Genomic DNA, 18,329 nt, shown 5'->3' with positions numbered 1-18,329 from the left:
GGTTTTTTTTATGGAAAAGATAAAAAAATGGCTCCCGGGGGAGCCATTTTCAGTTTAGTGCGGATTATCAGAGCAGGGTTTTTGACGGCTCTGATGCAGCATGATTAGTGGCCGCATGACCGCCTGCACCGTGCAGCGCATAGGCTTCGCGGGCTTCACGCTGATATTCGGTGATAACAAAGGCTTCACCGGTAGTTGCCGGAGCAGGGGCTTTGGTCATCGGTGAATAAGCATGACGGCCGGCAGCAACGACAGTTGTTGCAGTCACCGGAGCCGCAACCGGTGCAGTAACAGGTTCAGTTACAACAACCGGTTCAGGCTCTGCAATCACTGCCGGTTCTGCAACAACAACCGGTGCAACAGGTTCTGTGACAGCAACAGGCTCAGTAACAATCACGTCAGTCACAACAGGCTCATCAGCGATAACGTCAGCGGTTTCCTGTACAGGCTCTTCTGCCGGTACAGATTCAGTGACCGTATCCGCAACCGGTGTTTCTTCCGGCGCTGTGGTCTGAGGCGCTTCAGACGCGACAGTCAGAGAGAACTGTTCTGCCACAACAGTGGTTTCTGTAGTTTCAGCCATCACCTGAGCAACAACAGCGGTTTCTGTCATCACGGCGGTTGTTTCGGTGACTTCCGGTGTCTCAGCTGCGATTTCCTGTTCTGCCTGTGCAGCAGGTGTCACAACCGGATACTGGATCCACACTTTACCGGAAGCCAGTTCAGGGGAGAATACAGCCATTTCCAGCGGAACCGGAGACTGTGTCAGCTGACGGTCTTCACGGTAACGGCGGCGGCGCTGACCACTCACACGCAGATGACGCGGTGAACGGCGGGAGCGGCGCGGCAGGATGTTATCGCTGTGTGCCTCATCACCATTGTTTTCAGCCGCTGCCGGTACGTCGGTATCCGCAGGAACTGCCACTGGTGCATTATCGATAACAACCGGAACCGGTGCTGCAACAGCCGGTTTAGTCTGTGTTTCACCATCAGTGATACGGACAGAACCGTTCAGCTGGCGGCGGGTACGGCGCTGACGAACCGGTGCCGGTGCATCATCATCTTCCGTATTGCCGTCACTGTTCAGTGCATCCTGATCTTCCTGCTGGGCACGCAGTTTTTTCGCATCCTGCTGTACACGTTTTTCGTCCTGGCGGCGGCGCTGACGCTCTGCACGCTGTTCACGGCGTAACTGCTGCTGTGCTTCGCGGGCGGCCAGCTCTTCCGGTGTCAGATCTTCGTTCGGTGTATTCTGGTTACGGCCTTTACGCGGCTCATTCACAGTATCGCGATCGCGTTTGTTGCGCGATTCGTTATCACTGCGCTCGCTGCGCTCAGGGCGGTCACCACGCTCGGTACGTTCGCCGTTGCGATCATTACGGTCACGGCGGTTACGGCGCTGCTTGTTACGATCATTCCCGCCGCGGCGGTTGTTGTCGTTAGTCTGTTTTTTCTCTTTCTGTTCAGTTTCTTCCGGTACAGCAGGTGCGGAGCCGAACAGTTTTTTGATGAGACGGCTGAAGAATCCACCTTCAGAAGCCGCAGGTGCCTGCTTGTCCTGACGGTTATCGCGTTTGCTTTCCGGTTTGCGGGTAGCGGCAGTCTGTGCCGGTACCGGTGCATCGGAGGTGATAGCAAAGGCATTGATAGCCGGTTGTTCCGGTGCACGGCGTTCCTGAGTTTCCTCTTCTTCACCGGCAGCGGATTCCGCTTCGTATTTCTCCGGCAGGCGGTAGCTCAGGGTACCGATTTCATCACCTTTACGGACACGGACCACACGGAAGTGCGGGGTTTCCATCTGGTTGTTCGGCACGATAATCACGCTGACACCGGCCTGACGTGCTTCAATCGCACTGACAGCCTGGCGTTTTTCGTTCAGCAGATAAGAGGCGACCGGTACCGGTACAATCGCATGTACCTGATGGGTGTTCTCTTTCAGCGCTTCTTCTTCAATCAGACGCAGAATGGAGAGCGCCAGCGATTCGTTATCACGCACAGTTCCGGTACCGCTGCATCGCGGACACACATGATGGCTTGATTCACCCAGTGACGGGCTCAGACGCTGACGGGACATCTCCAGCAGACCAAAGCGGGAAATGCGGCCAATCTGGATACGGGCGCGATCCTGACGGACAGCCTCGCGCATGCGGTTTTCCACTTCGCGCTGATGACGGACCGGGGTCATATCGATAAAGTCGATAACGATCAGGCCGCCGAGGTCACGCAGACGCAGCTGACGGGCGATTTCATCCGCCGCTTCCAGGTTGGTGTTAAAAGCGGTTTCTTCAATATCACCGCCGCGCGTTGAGCGGGAGGAGTTGATATCGATAGCGGTCAGGGCTTCGGTAGTGTCGATAACAATCGCACCGCCGGACGGCAGACGGACTTCGCGCTGGAAAGCGGATTCAATCTGCGACTCAATCTGATAGTGACTGAACAGCGGTACTTCGCCCTGGTACAGTTTGATTTTGCTGGCAAAATCCGCACGGCCGATAGCGGTGATGTGCTTGCGTGCCAGTTCCAGAATTTTCGGGTTATCGATGAGGATTTCACCGATGTCCGGGCGCAGGTAATCACGGAACGCACGGACGATAACATTACTTTCCTGATGGATCAGGAACGGAGCAGGGCGGCCTTCAGCAACTTTTTTGATGGCTTCCCAGTGCTTGATACGGTACTCGAGATCCCAGCGCAGGGCATCGGCCGATTTACCGACACCGGCGGTGCGGACAATCAGACCCATACCATCCGGGATATCCAGGGCAGACAGGGCTTCTTTCAGCTCGGTGCGGTCATCCCCTTCGATACGGCGGGAGATCCCCCCGGCACGCGGGTTATTCGGCATCAGAACCAGATAGCTGCCGGCCAGACTGATAAAGGTGGTGAGTGCCGCGCCTTTATTACCGCGCTCTTCTTTGTCCACCTGTACAATGACTTCCTGACCTTCTCTCAGGACATCTTTGATATTCGGGCGGCCGGAAGCGTGGTAATTAGCAGGGAAATACTCGCGGGCAATTTCTTTGACGGGAAGGAAACCGTGACGCTCTGCGCCATAGTCAACAAAAGCAGCTTCTAAACTCGGTTCAATACGGGTGATTTTCCCTTTATAGATGTTTGCTTTTTTTTGTTCGTGACCGGGGCTTTCGATATCCAGATCATACAAGCGCTGCCCGTCGACAAGGGCAACACGCAACTCTTCCTGCTGAGTTGCGTTGATTAACATTCTTTTCATTATAAGTTACTCAATTTTTTTCATTTAATTAGTGCGCTGCGGGCAATTTCGTTGCTACCGGAACCGATGACCTCGTGGCTTTTACCGCACCGTCAGCCTCACGGCTGTCGATCGTATAGAGGTGCAAATTGTGTCGGTGAGGTTCAGTCTTGTCTGAATCCCCGTTGCCGGCTGAAAATCACGTTTATACGCGATACCGGCCCGGTAAGCTGCAACCCGCAGCCCGCTGATTATCTGACCGGAAATAACGTCTTACGCCATTGCTGCGTTGTCATCGGTCAGACAAAGATAAAATATCTGTTTTGCCAAAATCGGCGCATGCATTATTCCATTGCCGGTGTGGTTATAGCAAGGTGACATTGCATGTTTCGGTGAAAATTATGCAGAAATTTGTTAATGACGTTAATCCTTGGTCTTTTTCCGGAAAAAATGGGAAAATAGCCGCGTAAAACATTGATGCACATTTGCCGCCTGTTTCACCGGAAAAATATGCCGGTTTACGGAGCAACGGTTCAGAGGATAGCCCCCCGTTTCATGAAAACTGATAATCAGACAGTTCAATTTGTTGTTGTGTCCGGCGATGAAGCCGGCCAGCGTATTGATAATTTCCTGCTCGCGCGCCTCAAAGGGGTGCCGAAGAGCATGATTTACCGCATCATCCGCAAAGGGGAAGTGCGTGTCAATAAAGGCCGGATTAAGCCGGAATACAAAATCGCGGACGGGGACAGCATCCGTATCCCGCCGGTGCGTGTGGCTGAGAAAAATGATGCCCCGGTATCAGCGAAACTGGATAAAGTATCTGCACTCGCAGAGTGTGTATTATATGAAGATGATCATATCCTGGTGATTAATAAACCGGCGGGCACCGCGGTGCACGGCGGCAGCGGTCTGAGTTTCGGGGTGATTGAGGCAATGCGCGCACTGCGTCCGGAGGCGCGCTTCCTGGAACTGGTGCACCGGCTTGACCGCGATACCTCCGGCATTTTATTGATCGCCAAAAAACGTTCCGCTCTGCGGGCACTGCATGAGCAACTGCGTCTGAAACAGATGCAGAAAGATTATCTGGCACTGGTGCGCGGCCAGTGGCAGTCTTCCGTAAAAGTGGTGCAGGCACCGCTGCTGAAAAATATTCTCCAGAGCGGTGAGCGCGTGGTGAAAGTCAGTCCGGAAGGCAAACCGTCGGAAACACGGTTTAAAGTGGAGGAGCGGTTTGAGACTGCCACACTGGTCAAAGCCAGTCCGGTCACCGGTCGCACACATCAGATCCGTGTACACACACTGCATGCGGGGCATCCGATCGCGTTTGATAACCGCTACGGTGATGCGCAGTTTGATGCTCAGCTGAAAGGGACAGGGCTTAACCGGCTGTTTTTACATGCGGCGGCACTTGCCTTCACTCATCCGTCCACCGGTGAGGCGATGCGCCTTCAGGCACCGCTGGATGAAAAACTGCGCCATTGCCTGACAGTACTGCGGTCGAAACAGGCAAAATAAGCAGAGAACAGAAATAAAGAACCCGCGCTGATAAACGCGGGTTTTTTCTTATACAGAGGGTATTCTGCGGTTACTGCGGCTGTACACCGATAATCTTTGTGGTACAACTCTGTGCAATCTCACCGATAGCCTGAGAGTCCTGTCCGGTCAGCGTCTGACCTTTGCGGACCCGGTCATCCAGTTTTTCCAGCCCGTCTTTGCCGAATTTCGCCAGTGAGTTGTCATACACACACTCACAGACTGCCGGGACTTTGCTGCGGTTCTCCGGGTTTTTCAGGTTGGTCACAGCGCCTTTTGTACAGTCGGCAACAAAGGTCGTTTTATCCGCCAGTGACGGGGCAGCCAGACCGGCAGCACTGAACAGCAGCGTTGCGGCAGCGATCATTTTCAGCTTCATGTCAGTTCCTCAGAATTATCGGATGCCCCGGCGTGTGTCAGCGGGGGATCCGCAGTGGGTTGTATCCGGCCTGAATCAGCAATTCTGTCAGGCGGATCAGCGGTAAACCTATCAGTGTATTAGGGTCATCTCCCTGCAGTTTTTTAAATAAGGCGATTCCTAAACCTTCGGATTTAAAGCTTCCGGCACACTGATAGGGCATTTCCGCCAGCAGATAGGCACGGATTTCGTCATCATCCAGTGTACGGAAATGCACACAGTAAGGTTCACATATCGTGTGATCTTCCCCGGTGGCGCTGTTGTACAGGGTCAGCCCGGTATAAAAGGTGATGCACTGACCGGAGGCTTTGCGCAGTTGTGCAAAGGCCGCGTCATAATGATGTGGTTTGCCGGTGATTTCCCCGTCCAGCACACAGACCTGATCAGAGCCGATAATCAGACTGTCAGGGTACTGCTGCGTTAATGAACGGGCTTTTTCGCGCGCCAGGCGCATGACCAGCGATTGCGCGTCTTCTGCCGGATGCGGGGTTTCATCCGTACCCGGGGCGGCGGATACAAACGGGATGCCGAGTTTTTCCAGCAAAGCTTTGCGGTACAGGGAGGTGGAGGCGAGAACCAGTGAGATCATAAATATTCCGAAAGTCGTGGTAAAAAGAATAAACTCATTCTAAACTATGCGCCGCTTATTGAGTGTATTTTTAGCGGGAAGGCAGGTTACCGCCCTCTTTGCTGTCTATATTTTCTTTGACTATATCGTCTTACGAATATAAGATGCGCGCCTTATGCAAAAGATAAAATTACCTCTGACTATTGATGCAAAGCGCGCCGCGCAGAAGCGTCTGGATTACCGGGGGTGCTATGCACCTGAGCAGGTTACGCGGTTAGCCGAATCGGTAGTCAGTGTGGACAGCGATGTTGATGTTGATTTGACGTTTGAAATCGATCCGCAGCGTCTGACAGTCATTAAGGGAACAGCAGAAACTGATGTTTCACTTGAGTGTCAGCGGTGTGGTAATATCTTCCCGCTTCATGTCCGCGCAACGTATTGTTTCAGCCCGGTTGTCAGCGATGAACAGGCTGAGGCATTACCGGAAGAGTATGAGCCAATTGACGTAAATGATTTTGGTGAGACAGATTTACTGGCAATGATTGAAGATGAATTAATTCTTTCTCTGCCTGTGGTTCCGGTACATGATTCTGAACACTGTGAAGTGTCCGACGCGGTGAAAGTCTTTGGTGAGCTTCCTCCGGAAGCAGAAAAGCCAAATCCGTTTGCCGCATTAGCCAGTTTAAAGAAAAGTACTTAAGGAGTAAGGTCAATGGCCGTACAACAAAATAAACCAACTCGTTCCAAACGTGGTATGCGTCGCTCTCATGACGCACTGTCAGCAACTCTGGTTTCTGTTGACAAAACCTCTGGTGAAACTCATCTGCGCCACCATGTGACCGCTGATGGTTACTACCGTGGTCGTAAGGTAATCAACAAGTAATCTGCTGCTTTTTAAGCACGTTGATATCTTGACTAATCTAACCATCGCGTTAGATGCCATGGGTGGGGATATCGGCCCCCATGTCACAGTGCCTGCCTCGCTGCAGGCACTGGCATCTAATCCAAAGCTCACCCTGTTGCTGGTCGGGCACCCTGACTCCATTTCTCCTCTGCTTGCAAACCAGAATGCTGAGCTGCTCAGTCGTCTGCGGGTGATCCCTGCCTATGAGACAATTGCCGGTGATGCCAAACCTTCTCAGGCTATCCGCCAGAGCAAAGGCACATCCATGCGTATCGCGCTGGAACTGGTGAAAGAGGGGGAGGCACAGGCGTGCGTCAGTGCCGGAAACACCGGGGCGCTGATGGGGCTGGCGAAACTGATGCTGAAATCGATTGAAGGCATCGAGCGTCCTGCACTGATGACCGTGGTGCCGAATCAGAAGAAAGGCAAAACGGTGCTGCTTGATCTGGGCGCAAATGCGGAGTGCAGCAGTGAGATGCTGGTGCAGTTTGCTGTCATGGGCGCGGTGATGGCAGAAGATGTGGCCGGGATCCCGCATCCGCGTGTGGCATTACTGAACATCGGTGAAGAAGAAACCAAGGGACTCGACAATATCCGCGAAGCAGCCACGGTGCTGAAATCGATACCGGACATCAATTATATCGGCTATGCAGAAGGTAACGAACTTCTGACCGGTAAAACTGATGTGCTGGTCTGTGACGGCTTCGCGGGTAACGTTACCCTGAAAACTATGGAAGGGGTGATTCGTGTGATCCTTTCTATGTTTAAATCACAAAATGAAGGCAAATCTTCATCCCTTCTGTACAAACTTGTGAAGAAAGTGGTGACAAAATGGCTGAATAAACGCTTCAGCCACCTGAACCCCGACCAGTATAACGGTGCTTCTCTGTTAGGATTACGCGGCATTGTGATTAAAAGTCACGGTGCGGCGAATGTAAGTGCATTCAACGCTGCCATAACGCAGGCGGTTCAGACTGTTGAAAAGCAGGTGCCTGAACGAATCGCATCCCGCCTCGCTATGGTATTACCCAAGAGTAACTAATTAATATGTATACGAAAATTTTAGGAACCGGGAGCTATCTTCCTGCACAAATCCGCACAAATGCTGATCTGGAAAAAATGGTCGACACAACCGATGAGTGGATTGTTACTCGTACGGGGATCCGTGAGCGCCGTCTGGCCGGTGATGATGAAACTGTTGTTACGATGGGGCACCAGGCAGCTCTGAACGCACTGGATATGGCGGGTATTCCTGCCGGTGATATCGATCTGATCGTTGTGGGTACCACTTCTTCCACGCACGGTTTCCCGAGCGCGGCCTGTGAAATCCAGAAACTGCTGGGCATTGACAGCTGCATCTCCTTTGATGTGGCGGCGGCGTGTGCCGGTTTCAGCTACGCTATCAGCGTGGTGGATCAATTCATTAAAACCGGTATGGCGAAAAAAGCCCTGGTGATCGGTTCGGATGTGCTGGCGAAAACGCTGGACCCTGAAGATCGCGGTACTGTTATCCTGTTTGGTGACGGCGCGGGTGCTTTTGTGGTTGAAGCCTCAGAAGAGCCGGGCATTCTCTCCACCCATTTACATGCGGACGGTCGCTATGGCGATCTGCTGACATTACCGAATAAAGATCGCAAAGACAGTGAAAAACCGGCGTACCTGACAATGGCAGGTAACGAAGTGTTCCGCGTGGCGGTCCGTGAATTAGCCAACGTCGTTGAAGAAGCGCTGGTGGCGAACAATATTGATAAATCAGAACTTGACTGGCTGGTGCCGCATCAGGCAAACCTGCGCATTATCAGTGCCACAGCAAAAAAATTAAATATGGGCATGGATAAAGTGGTGGTAACGCTTGATCGTCACGGCAACACCTCTGCGGCCTCTGTACCGACTGCATTCGACGAAGCGGTTCGTGACGGGCGCATCAAACGCGGTCAGCTGATTCTGATTGAAGCCTTCGGCGGTGGTTTTGCCTGGGGTTCTGCATTAATTCGTTTTTAATTTTTCAGGAAGCTAAATCATGTCTGCATATGCAATGGTATTTCCGGGACAGGGTTCTCAGTCAGTCGGTATGCTGGCGGACCTCGCGGCAAATTTTCCGGTCGTTGAGGCAACCTTTGCCGAAGCATCCGCTGAACTGGGCTACGATTTATGGGCACTCGTTCAGAACGGGCCGGAAGAAGAACTGAATAAAACCTGGCAGACCCAGCCTGCACTGCTGGCGGCCTCTGTGGCCATCTGGCGTGTCTGGCAGGAAAAAAACGGCGCAATGCCTGCCATGATGGCCGGTCACAGCCTGGGGGAATACTCCGCGCTGGTGTGTGCCGGTGTGATGGATTTTAAAGAAGCCATCAAACTGGTGGAATTACGCGGCCGCCTGATGCAGGAAGCCGTTCCGGCCGGTACCGGGGCAATGTATGCCATCATCGGTCTGGACAATGATGCTATCGCCAAAGCCTGTGAAGAAGCAGCCCTGGGGCAGGTCGTATCACCGGTTAACTTTAACTCGCCGGGCCAGGTGGTTATCGCCGGTGAAAAAGACGCCGTTGAGCGTGCCGGGGCATTATGTAAGGAAGCCGGGGCGAAACGTGCGCTGCCGTTGTCGGTCAGTGTGCCGTCACATTGTGCATTAATGAAGCCGGCTGCTGATAAATTAGCCGTTGCGCTAAAAAATATCACATTTAATACACCAATCTTTTCTGTTGTGAACAATGTTGATGTTAAGATAGAGACTTCCGCCGATGCAATTCGTGATGCATTAGTCCGTCAGCTTTATAATCCGGTACGCTGGACCGAAACTGTTGAGTTTATGGCCGCGCAGGGTATTGAAGATCTGCTGGAAGCAGGGCCGGGCAAAGTACTGACCGGGCTGACTAAGCGTATTGTGAAAACATTAACATCATCTGCTGTCAATGATATGTCATCATTGGAAACAGCACTTGAAAATCGCTGAGGTTGAGATGAGCTTTGAAGGCAAAATTGCCCTTGTCACCGGTGCGAGCCGCGGAATCGGCCGTGCAATTGCTGAGAAATTAGCAGCACGCGGTGCAACTGTGATTGGTACTGCAACCAGCGAAAGCGGTGCGGCTGCTATCAGTGAATACTTAGGCGCAAAGGGTAAAGGCCTTGCCCTGAACGTGACCGACAGCGCATCCATTGACCATGTATTAGAAAATATTCGCGCTGAGTTTGGCGAAATTGATATTTTGGTTAATAATGCAGGTATCACACGTGACAACTTACTGATGCGTATGAAAGACGATGAGTGGCAGGATATCCTCGACACTAACCTTTCATCCGTATTCCGACTGTCCAAAGCGGTTATGCGCGCCATGATGAAAAAACGTTGCGGGCGCATCATCACCATCGGTTCTGTTGTCGGAACGATGGGGAACGCCGGACAGGCTAACTATGCGGCAGCGAAAGCCGGGCTGATTGGTTTCAGTAAATCACTCGCCCGTGAAGTCGCGTCGCGCGGTATCACCGTCAACGTCGTTGCCCCGGGTTTTATCGAAACCGATATGACTCGTGCATTGACAGACGACCAGCGTGCAGGCATTTTATCTCAGGTTCCTGCTAACCGTTTGGGTGATGCTGAAGAGATTGCCAGTGCTGTAGCCTTCTTAGCTTCTGATGAAGCGGCTTACATCACAGGCGAGACATTGCATGTCAATGGTGGCATGTACATGATTTAATGTTTGAGCTAACCATTTGCCGTTTTTGTGTAAACACACGCAAAAGTGAGTATTTATATGGTTAGACCAGCCGGGATTGGGTTGCATCTTTTCCTGTATTTTATAAACTACGAAAACCATCGCATATAGCGAGTTTTGATAGGAAATTTAATAGTATGAGCGCTATCGAAGAACGTGTTAAGAAAATCATCGTTGAACAACTGGGTGTTAAAGAGGAAGAAGTAAAAAACGAAGCTTCATTCGTTGATGACTTAGGCGCTGATTCTCTTGACACAGTTGAGCTGGTGATGGCTCTGGAAGAAGAGTTCGACATCGAAATCCCAGACGAAGAAGCAGAAAAAATCACAACTGTACAGGCTGCTATTGACTACGTTGAGAACGCAGGCAAGTAAGCATCCCTCATGTCCAGGCGGTCACCCGACCGCCTTGTTTCTTTTATTTTCCCCCCCGGAGGATAAGCGTGTCTGAGCGTCGTGTAGTCGTGACCGGACTTGGCATGTTATCTCCTGTCGGTAATACAGTCGATTCATCCTGGAAAGCTGTGTGTGCCGGGCAGAGTGGTATCAGCCTGATTGATCATTTTGACACCTCTAACCATGCGACCAAATTCGCAGGTATGGTAAAAGATTTCAATCACGAAGATTTTAATATTTCGCGCAAAGATGCCCGGAAGATGGATCTCTTCATTCAATACGGTATTGCAGCCGGTATCCAGGCAATTGCGGATTCCGGAATCGAAGTAACAGAAGCCAATGCAACCCGTATCGGAGCTGCGATTGGTTCTGGTATTGGTGGTCTCGGACTGATTGAAGAAAACTGCAGCGCTCTGGCTGCCGGCGGCCCGCGTAAAGTGAGCCCGTTCTTTGTTCCCTCAACTATCATCAATATGGTTGCCGGACATTTAAGTATTATGTACGGCCTGCGCGGACCAAGCATTTCCATTGCCACTGCCTGTACATCCGGCGTGCATAACATTGGTCATGCTGCCCGGATCATCGCTTACGGTGATGCGGATGTGATGGTTGCCGGTGGTACTGAAAAAGCCAGCACACCATTAGGTGTTGCCGGGTTCGGTGCTGCGCGTGCCTTATCCACCAATAATGACAATCCTCAGGGCGCAAGCCGTCCGTGGGATAAAGATCGTGACGGGTTTGTGCTGGGTGACGGTGCCGGTATGCTGGTGCTGGAAGAGTACGAACACGCGAAAAACCGCGGTGCGAAAATCTACGCGGAGCTGGTCGGTTTCGGGATGAGCAGCGATGCTTATCACATGACATCACCACCGGAAAACGGTGACGGTGCCGCACTGGCCATGGCAAACGCGATTCAGGATGCGGGTATTCCTGCTGACAGCATCGGCTATATCAATGCTCACGGTACATCCACCTCTGCGGGTGATGTGGCGGAAGCGAAAGCCGTTGAAACGGTATTTGGTGAAGGAACAAACGTTCTGGTCAGTTCCACCAAATCCATGACCGGTCACCTGCTGGGTGCGGCCGGTGCGGTGGAATCTATTTTCACCATTCTGGCACTGCGTGATCAGATTGTACCGCCGACCATCAACCTGGATAATCAGGATGAAGCGGTCTGCAAACTCGACTTTGTACCGGGTAAAGCCCGCAAAGTGGAAGGTATGGAATACGCACTCTGTAACTCTTTCGGCTTCGGCGGAACCAACGGTTCCCTGATTTTCCGTAAGATCTGAGTCTGTTTTCTGAGAGAAAAGCGCCTGACGGCGCTTTTTTTTTACCTGACGGGTGACGCTATCGCAGTTTTGCACAAAAATCACAGCTGTACTATTATACAGGTCTGTCCGCATACTGAATGACGGTTAAATAATAACCGTTAAAACAATGAGTTGGCTATGACACAACAGACGCATTACTGGGTTAATGGTGTACCGCAGCACACCATTGCGATTTCTGATCGCAGTGTGCAGTTTGGTGACGGCTGTTTTACCACGATGCGTATTGTCAACAGCAAACCGTCGCTGCTGTCACGCCATCTGCACCGGCTCCGCAGCGGTTGTGCCGGGCTGGGGCTGACACTGCCGGATGAGACACTGCTGGTTCAGTGGATAATGCAGGCCGCAGAGGGTACAGCGGATGGCGTGCTGAAAGTGATTGTTTCCGCCGGTGAGCAGGGGCGCGGTTATCTGCGTGCTGGTGTACCGCCGGTAGTGATCCTGATCCGCTCCGCATATCCGGAAAGCTATCCGGCATTGCAGGAGCGCGGTTTATCGCTGGTGAAAAGCCCGGTGCCGTTGTCCGTCAATCCGTATCTGGCCGGTATCAAACACCTGAACCGGCTGGAGCAGGTGCTGATCCGCCGTTATACGGCAGAACAGCAGGCCGATGAAGCCATTGTCTGTGATACTGACGGCCTTCTGACCGAAGGATGCAGCGCCAATCTGTTCTGGCGCTGCGGTGATGACGTATTCACCCCATCACTGAGCAAATGCGGCGTGGCTGGTGTGATGCGCGCACATATCATGGATGTGCTGAAAGGCAGCCGTTACCGCTGTTATGAAACCGAACGTTTTCCGCAGGTGCTGGCAAAAGCGGATGAAGTGATTATGTGCAACGCGCTGATGCCGGTCATGCCGGTCAATGATATCCGCGCGGATGCCCGTCATCACTGGCATTATACCTCCCGCTCACTCTTTACCTGGCTTTTGCCGCATTGTCCGGCAGCAATACCCTGAATTAACAGAGTTAATGACTGATGAAAAAAACACGGATTTTCCTTGTGACATTTTTGGTGCTGCTTGCGGTTGCGGGCGGCGTAGCGTACTGGCTTTATCATCAGGTGAACGCATTTTCCGGACAAAAAATTTCTGTCACTGAAGAGACTATTTTTACCATTCCGCCGGGCACCGGGCGTGTGGCGCTGGAGAAAAAACTGGCGGAAAGCGGGATCATCCCGGAATCACATAATTATGACTGGCTGCTGCAACTGGAGCCGGAACTGGCAAAAATCAAAGCCGGTACTTACCGACTGACGCCGGATATGACAGTCAAAAGCATGCTGCAACTGTTTGTCAGCGGTAAAGAGGCGCAATTCAGTATCCGTTTTGTGGAAGGCAGTAAATTAGCGGACTGGCAGAAGATTTTGTCAGAAGCGCCTTACCTGAAACAGACCCTCGCGGATTTACCGGCAGATAAACTGACAAAAATGCTCGGTCTGCCGGCCGGCAGTCATCTGGAAGGGCGTTTTTACCCGGATACCTATCTCTATACAGCGGGAACGGAAGACACTCAAATCCTGAAACGGGCGCATCAGCAGATGGAAACCAAACTGGCGGCGGCATGGAAGACCCGTAACACCGACTTACCGTATGCCGATCCGTATGAAATGCTGATCATGGCTTCGCTGATTGAAAAAGAGACCGGCGTGGACGGCGAACGCAAAAAGGTGGCGTCGGTCTTTATGAACAGGCTGAAACTGAAAATGCGCCTGCAAACCGACCCGACCGTGATTTACGGCATGGGTGAGCGTTATCAGGGCACGATTTACCGCAGCGACCTGGCACGGGCAACGCCGTATAATACCTACCAGATTGACGGCATGCCGCCGACCCCTATCGCGATGCCGGGCAGTGCCTCGCTGGATGCGGCGGCCAGACCGGACACCACCGGTTACCTTTACTTTGTCGCGGACGGCAAAGGCGGACATGTATTTACCACGAATCTGCGGGATCACAACCGGGCGGTTGCGGATTACCGTAACGGATTAAAAAAACAATGACAGGCAAATTTATTGTAATTGAAGGGCTGGAAGGTGCCGGGAAAACCACGGCACGTCAGGTGATTGTTGATACACTGCGTGAAAACGGCATCACTGACCTGGTCTATACCCGCGAACCGGGCGGCACACCGCTGGCAGAAAAACTGCGCACCCTGATTAAAGACGGGATCGACGGCGAAACCGTCACTGATAAAGCGGAAGTGCTGATGTTATATGCCGCACGTATTCAGCTGGTGGATAATGTTATCAAACCGGCACTGGCGCGCGGACAATGGGTGATCGGCGACCGCCATGATCTCTCCTCGCAGGCTTATCAGGGCGGCGGGCGCGGTATCGATCGCAAACTGATGGAGTCACTGCGTGATACCGTACTGGGGGATTTTTATCCTGACTTCACTCTGTATCTCGATCTGCCGCCGGAAACCGGCCTGGCCCGTGCCCGCAGCCGGGGCGAGCTGGACAGAATCGAACAGGAATCACTGGATTTCTTCCGCCGCACCCGGGCCCGTTATCTGGAGCTGGCAGAGTCGGATCCGCGTATTGTGACCGTTGATGCTTCGCAATCAATGAATAACGTCCATCAATCAATCCGCACTGCCGTACTGAACTGGCTGGCACAGCAGAAAGAGGCGTAATGAACTGGTATCCGTGGCTTAATCCTGTTTACCGTCAGCTGGCAACCGCGTGGATGTCCGGTCAGGGTCATCATGCTCTGCTGCTGTACGGCATTCCCGGCACCGGCACTGATGAGCTGGCTTATGCCCTGACACGGCTGCGGATGTGTCAGCAGCCGCAGGGCATCAAAAGCTGCGGGGAGTGCCACAGCTGTAAACTGATGCTGGCAGGCACCCATCCGGATTTTTATCTGCTGCAGCCGGAAAAAGGCAAGTCCGCCACCGGGATTGATGCCGTGAGAGCCGTGACAGAAAAACTGTATGAGCACGCCCAGCAGAGTGGTGCCAAACTGGTGCATATTCCGCAGGCGGAACTGCTGACCGAAGCGGCCGCCAACGCCTTACTGAAAACCCTGGAAGAGCCGACAGAGAATACCTGGTTTGTGTTACAGAGCCTGCGGGCGGAGCAGTTGCTGCCGACACTGCGCAGCCGCTGTTTTGCTTATCATCTGGCACCACCGTCAGCGGATACCGGGGTACAGTGGTTACAGCGCGAGCATCCGCAGTCTGATGCGGTGTCGCGGCAGACGGCGCTGAATCTCTGCCACAATGCGCCGGCGGCGGCACTGTCACTGCTGACCACCGCTGACTGGCAGAACCGCCTGAATCTGTTTACCCGGCTGGCAGAATCTGTGCGCAGCGGGGATTTTCTGTCGCTGTTATCTGAACTGAATCACCAGGATGCGGAAAAGCGCATCAGCTGGCTGACCACCCTGTTTATGGATGCGGTAAAATATCAGCAGAATATGGCACCCGCCTGTCTGAATCAGGATCAGTCCGCTCTTATTGCACAACTGGCAGCACATTACAGCAGCGCACATTTACTGAATGCAGCGGAAAGCTGGCTGACCTGCCGCCACCGGCTGATGACCATCACCGGCGTGAATCAGGAACTGCTGCTGACAGAACAATTGTTACAACAGGAAACCCTGTTTTCTGCATCACCTAATTTAAAATAATGAGTTAATTATGTTTTTAGTAGATTCCCATTGCCACCTCGATTGCCTGGATTATGAAAAAAAGCATGAAAGTGTGGAGGATGTTATGCAAAAGGCCGCGCAGCGTGATGTGAAATACGCGCTGGCAGTGGCAACAACCCTGCCGGGTTACACAAGAATGCGTGAGCTGATTGGCGAGCGCCCGGATGTGGCTTTTTCCTGTGGTATTCATCCGCTGAATCTGGATGAACCGTATGATTTTACACAGCTGCGTGAACTGGCAGCGGATAAACGCGTGGTGGCTCTCGGCGAAACCGGGCTGGATTACTACTATCAGAAAGAGAATGCCGCGCTTCAGCGCGATGTTTTCCGCGAGCATATCCGTATCGGACGTGAGCTGAATAAACCGGTGATTGTTCATACCCGCGATGCCCGTGAAGATACCCTGGCGATTATCCGTGAAGAGCAGGCCGGTGAGTGCGGCGGCGTGTTACACTGCTTTACCGAAGACAAAGAGACGGCATCAGCGCTGCTGGATGAAGGTTTTTATATTTCCTTTTCCGGTATTGTGACTTTCCGCAATGCGGAGCAGATCCGCGAAGCCGCCCGTATTGTACCGCTGGATCGCATTCTGGTGGAAACCGACTCACCGTATCTGGCCCCGGTGCCGTTCCGCGGAAAAGAGAACCAGCCCGCGTATGTGCGCGATGTGGCGGAGTATATGGCGGTATTAAAAGGGGTGAGCGTTGAGGCGCTTGCTGAGATCACCACTGACAATTTCTGCCGTCTGTTTCAGGTGTCTGTCCGGTAAATCCGCACACATCTGTCAGGCTGATTAATTACAGGAGCAGGTTATGGCCGAAGAAACTATTTTCAGTAAAATTATTCGTCGTGAAATTCCGTCTGATATCGTCTATCAGGATGACAGTGTGACGGCGTTCCGGGATATTTCCCCGCAGGCGCCGACACATATTCTGATTATTCCCAACCATCTTATTCCTACCGTGAATGATGTCACACCGGAAGATGAACAGGTTCTGGGTCATATGATCACGGTTGCGGCTAAAATCGCACAGCAGGAAGGTATTGCGGATGACGGCTACCGCCTGATCATGAACTGTAACCGCCATGGCGGACAGGAAGTGTTCCATATTCATATGCATCTGCTCGGCGGCCATCATCTGGGGCCGATGCTGGCGAAATAACCGGCGGACAGGAGAACAGTGATGAAACGTCTTTTATGTGTGATAGCGTCAGTCTGGCTGCTCGCCGGGTGTCCTTCAACGGCGCCGGTAACACCTCCGGTACCGGTGGGTACCGTAACACCGCCGCCGGATACCACGCCGCCGCCACTGCCGCCGCCGGATACGGTGCCGGTTCCGCCGAAAATGAAAAAAATCGAGTGGGAACAGAGTATTACACCACTGGTTAATCAAATGGTTCACAGCGACGGCGTGAATCAGGGCAGCACGCTGCTGGTGAATAAAGTCGGTAATAAAACCAACAGCAGCCTGCAAACCAGCGTTGCGACCGGTGCGCTGATGAATACCATCGGAAAAACCGGGGTACTGAATGTGATCCCGGCCGGGGCGGTCAGCAGCGCCATGTCGGTGCTGGGCATGGGAGACAACGATACACTGACCCTGCGCAGTAAAGCTATCGGTCTGGCGCGTTATCTGAATGCCGACTATGTGCTGTACAGTGTGGTAACCGGTACCCGTGATGCCCGTCAGATGGAGATGCAGCTGATGTCTGTCAGCAGCGGAGAAATCATGTGGTCCGGTAAGGGCGCGGTGCTTGAGCAGTAACCGCGCGTTACTGTTATGCCTCGCTGAACACTTTCCCGCACTGCCTGCCGCAGGCTGGACAATCCGTCCGCTGAACGGGCTGACGCGGGAAAGTGTCAGTATTGAACAAAAAGGTGTGTCTCTGATTGGCAGAGCACAGACCGTACACAGTGCGGATATCGGTGTCAGCCGTCAGAAAGAGGCGCATATCCTGCACCGGCTGCGCGACAGCGGCCTTGCCCCGCGCGTTGCCGGGTTCAGCCACGGCTGGCTGCTTTTGTACCGTGTGGAGGGTGAAACACTCCCGCCGGAACGGATGCAGCAACCGGACTTTATCCCGCAGCTGGCGGCGCTGGTCAGCAATCTGCATAATCAGCCGCTTACCGGGTATCGTCTGCCGCTCAAAGCGCAGGCAGACCGGCACTTTCACCTGACCGACAAACGCCGCCGCACCCCGCAGCTGTTGCGTATTCATCGTCACTTTATGCGCGAAGCAGAGCCTCAGCCGCTGAAACTGGCGCCTGCTCATATGGATATCCACCCCGGCAACATTGTGACGGCAGCGGGAGAGCTGCATCTGATTGACTGGGAATATGCCGCTGATACCGATATCGGTCTGTCTCTCGCCACACTTTTTCGTGCCAATCACTGGTCATTGACGTTAATTCACACTTTTCTGCGTTATTATTCTGCTTATCACTGTCCGCAGCGCGTACTGGCGCAGACCTGCCGCTGGCAGGCACGGGCAGATTATATGATGGTTATGTGGTTTGAGAGCCGCTGGGGACAAACCGGCGACCCGCAGTTTCTGCAATACCCGGCCGCGCTGAAAGCCGCCGCCGGGCTCAGGTAAA

General features: G+C 53.0%; 20 protein-coding genes. 17 read left to right on the top strand and 3 right to left on the bottom strand.

The annotated features are described in order from the left end of the window. Positions 1–67: 67 nt before the first annotated feature. Positions 68–3,232, bottom strand: a complete 3,165-nt coding sequence (gene rne, locus AB7038_RS02945) for a ribonuclease E (protein WP_369452722.1) — start codon at positions 3,230–3,232, stop codon at positions 68–70. Between the two features lie 534 nt (positions 3,233–3,766). Here rne and rluC point away from each other — a divergent pair. Further along, complete coding sequence (rluC, locus tag AB7038_RS02940) at positions 3,767–4,726, top strand: 23S rRNA pseudouridine(955/2504/2580) synthase RluC (protein WP_369452721.1); 960 nt, start codon at positions 3,767–3,769, stop codon at positions 4,724–4,726. A 70-nt stretch (positions 4,727–4,796) separates the two neighbouring features. Here rluC and AB7038_RS02935 read toward each other — a convergent pair whose 3' ends face one another. Next, entirely contained in the window at positions 4,797–5,123 is a 327-nt protein-coding gene (locus AB7038_RS02935) for a hypothetical protein (protein ID WP_368888907.1), read from the bottom strand. 37 nt (positions 5,124–5,160) lie between these two features. After that, a complete protein-coding gene (locus AB7038_RS02930) occupies positions 5,161–5,751 on the bottom strand; it encodes a nucleoside triphosphate pyrophosphatase (protein ID WP_368888906.1) in 591 nt (196 codons plus the stop codon). 154 nt (positions 5,752–5,905) lie between these two features. On the opposite strand from AB7038_RS02930, the gene yceD reads away from it, so the two are divergent. The 16 genes from yceD to AB7038_RS02850 all read left to right on the top strand — a co-directional run bounded on the left by yceD (position 5,906) and on the right by AB7038_RS02850 (position 18,328). Next, a complete protein-coding gene (yceD, locus tag AB7038_RS02925) occupies positions 5,906–6,430 on the top strand; it encodes a 23S rRNA accumulation protein YceD (protein WP_004238065.1) in 525 nt (174 codons plus the stop codon). A gap of 12 nt (positions 6,431–6,442) precedes the next feature. Beyond that, a complete protein-coding gene (gene rpmF / locus AB7038_RS02920; protein WP_004240653.1) occupies positions 6,443–6,613 on the top strand; it encodes a 50S ribosomal protein L32 in 171 nt (56 codons plus the stop codon). A gap of 28 nt (positions 6,614–6,641) precedes the next feature. Next, positions 6,642–7,676 carry a phosphate acyltransferase PlsX gene (plsX, locus tag AB7038_RS02915; protein ID WP_071592728.1) on the top strand — a complete coding sequence of 345 codons (1,035 nt, stop codon included), beginning with the start codon at positions 6,642–6,644 and terminating at the stop codon, positions 7,674–7,676. A gap of 5 nt (positions 7,677–7,681) precedes the next feature. Beyond that, positions 7,682–8,635, top strand: coding sequence for a beta-ketoacyl-ACP synthase III (locus tag AB7038_RS02910; RefSeq protein ID WP_049241106.1), 954 nt, complete (start codon positions 7,682–7,684; stop codon positions 8,633–8,635). A 19-nt stretch (positions 8,636–8,654) separates the two neighbouring features. Then, positions 8,655–9,587: an ACP S-malonyltransferase gene (fabD, locus tag AB7038_RS02905; RefSeq protein ID WP_368888904.1), complete on the top strand. Its 933-nt coding sequence runs from the start codon at positions 8,655–8,657 to the stop codon at positions 9,585–9,587. Between the two features lie 7 nt (positions 9,588–9,594). After that, positions 9,595–10,329 carry a 3-oxoacyl-ACP reductase FabG gene (gene fabG, locus AB7038_RS02900; protein ID WP_004240650.1) on the top strand — a complete coding sequence of 245 codons (735 nt, stop codon included), beginning with the start codon at positions 9,595–9,597 and terminating at the stop codon, positions 10,327–10,329. A gap of 155 nt (positions 10,330–10,484) precedes the next feature. Then, complete coding sequence (acpP, locus tag AB7038_RS02895; RefSeq protein WP_004238075.1) at positions 10,485–10,721, top strand: acyl carrier protein; 237 nt, start codon at positions 10,485–10,487, stop codon at positions 10,719–10,721. Positions 10,722–10,789: 68 nt separating this feature from the next. After that, the gene (gene fabF / locus AB7038_RS02890; RefSeq protein WP_368888903.1) at positions 10,790–12,034 is read left to right on the top strand and encodes a beta-ketoacyl-ACP synthase II; all 1,245 of its coding nucleotides are present in this window, start codon (positions 10,790–10,792) and stop codon (positions 12,032–12,034) included. A 159-nt stretch (positions 12,035–12,193) separates the two neighbouring features. Next, positions 12,194–13,033 carry an aminodeoxychorismate lyase gene (gene pabC, locus AB7038_RS02885; RefSeq protein ID WP_369452720.1) on the top strand — a complete coding sequence of 280 codons (840 nt, stop codon included), beginning with the start codon at positions 12,194–12,196 and terminating at the stop codon, positions 13,031–13,033. Positions 13,034–13,053: 20 nt separating this feature from the next. Continuing rightward, on the top strand, positions 13,054–14,076 hold the full coding sequence (gene mltG, locus AB7038_RS02880) for an endolytic transglycosylase MltG (protein ID WP_369452719.1): 1,023 nt from the start codon (positions 13,054–13,056) through the stop codon (positions 14,074–14,076). Beyond that, the gene (gene tmk, locus AB7038_RS02875; RefSeq protein WP_368888901.1) at positions 14,073–14,711 is read left to right on the top strand and encodes a dTMP kinase; all 639 of its coding nucleotides are present in this window, start codon (positions 14,073–14,075) and stop codon (positions 14,709–14,711) included. The genes mltG and tmk overlap by 4 nt, the downstream gene beginning before the upstream one ends. Next, positions 14,711–15,709 (top strand): DNA polymerase III subunit delta', encoded by a 999-nt coding sequence (holB, locus tag AB7038_RS02870; RefSeq protein ID WP_368888900.1) that lies wholly within the window; start codon positions 14,711–14,713, stop codon positions 15,707–15,709. Before tmk ends, holB begins: the two co-directional genes overlap by 1 nt. A 10-nt stretch (positions 15,710–15,719) precedes the next feature. Continuing rightward, positions 15,720–16,499, top strand: a complete 780-nt coding sequence (locus tag AB7038_RS02865) for a metal-dependent hydrolase (RefSeq protein ID WP_369452718.1) — start codon at positions 15,720–15,722, stop codon at positions 16,497–16,499. A gap of 43 nt (positions 16,500–16,542) precedes the next feature. After that, complete coding sequence (gene hinT, locus AB7038_RS02860; RefSeq protein WP_036425636.1) at positions 16,543–16,893, top strand: purine nucleoside phosphoramidase; 351 nt, start codon at positions 16,543–16,545, stop codon at positions 16,891–16,893. A 21-nt stretch (positions 16,894–16,914) separates the two neighbouring features. Then, positions 16,915–17,496, top strand: a complete 582-nt coding sequence (gene lpoB, locus AB7038_RS02855) for a penicillin-binding protein activator LpoB (protein ID WP_072870462.1) — start codon at positions 16,915–16,917, stop codon at positions 17,494–17,496. Then, positions 17,486–18,328 (top strand): hypothetical protein, encoded by an 843-nt coding sequence (locus AB7038_RS02850; protein WP_369452717.1) that lies wholly within the window; start codon positions 17,486–17,488, stop codon positions 18,326–18,328. The genes lpoB and AB7038_RS02850 overlap by 11 nt, the downstream gene beginning before the upstream one ends. The last annotated feature ends 1 nt before the right edge of the window (position 18,329 follow it).

Origin of the sequence: Morganella morganii, assembly GCF_041099235.1 — a bacterium.
Classification (GTDB): domain Bacteria; phylum Pseudomonadota; class Gammaproteobacteria; order Enterobacterales; family Enterobacteriaceae; genus Morganella; species Morganella morganii_E.
The sequence above is the reverse complement of the archived record's forward strand: the minus strand, read 5'-3'. Positions and strand labels throughout refer to the sequence as shown.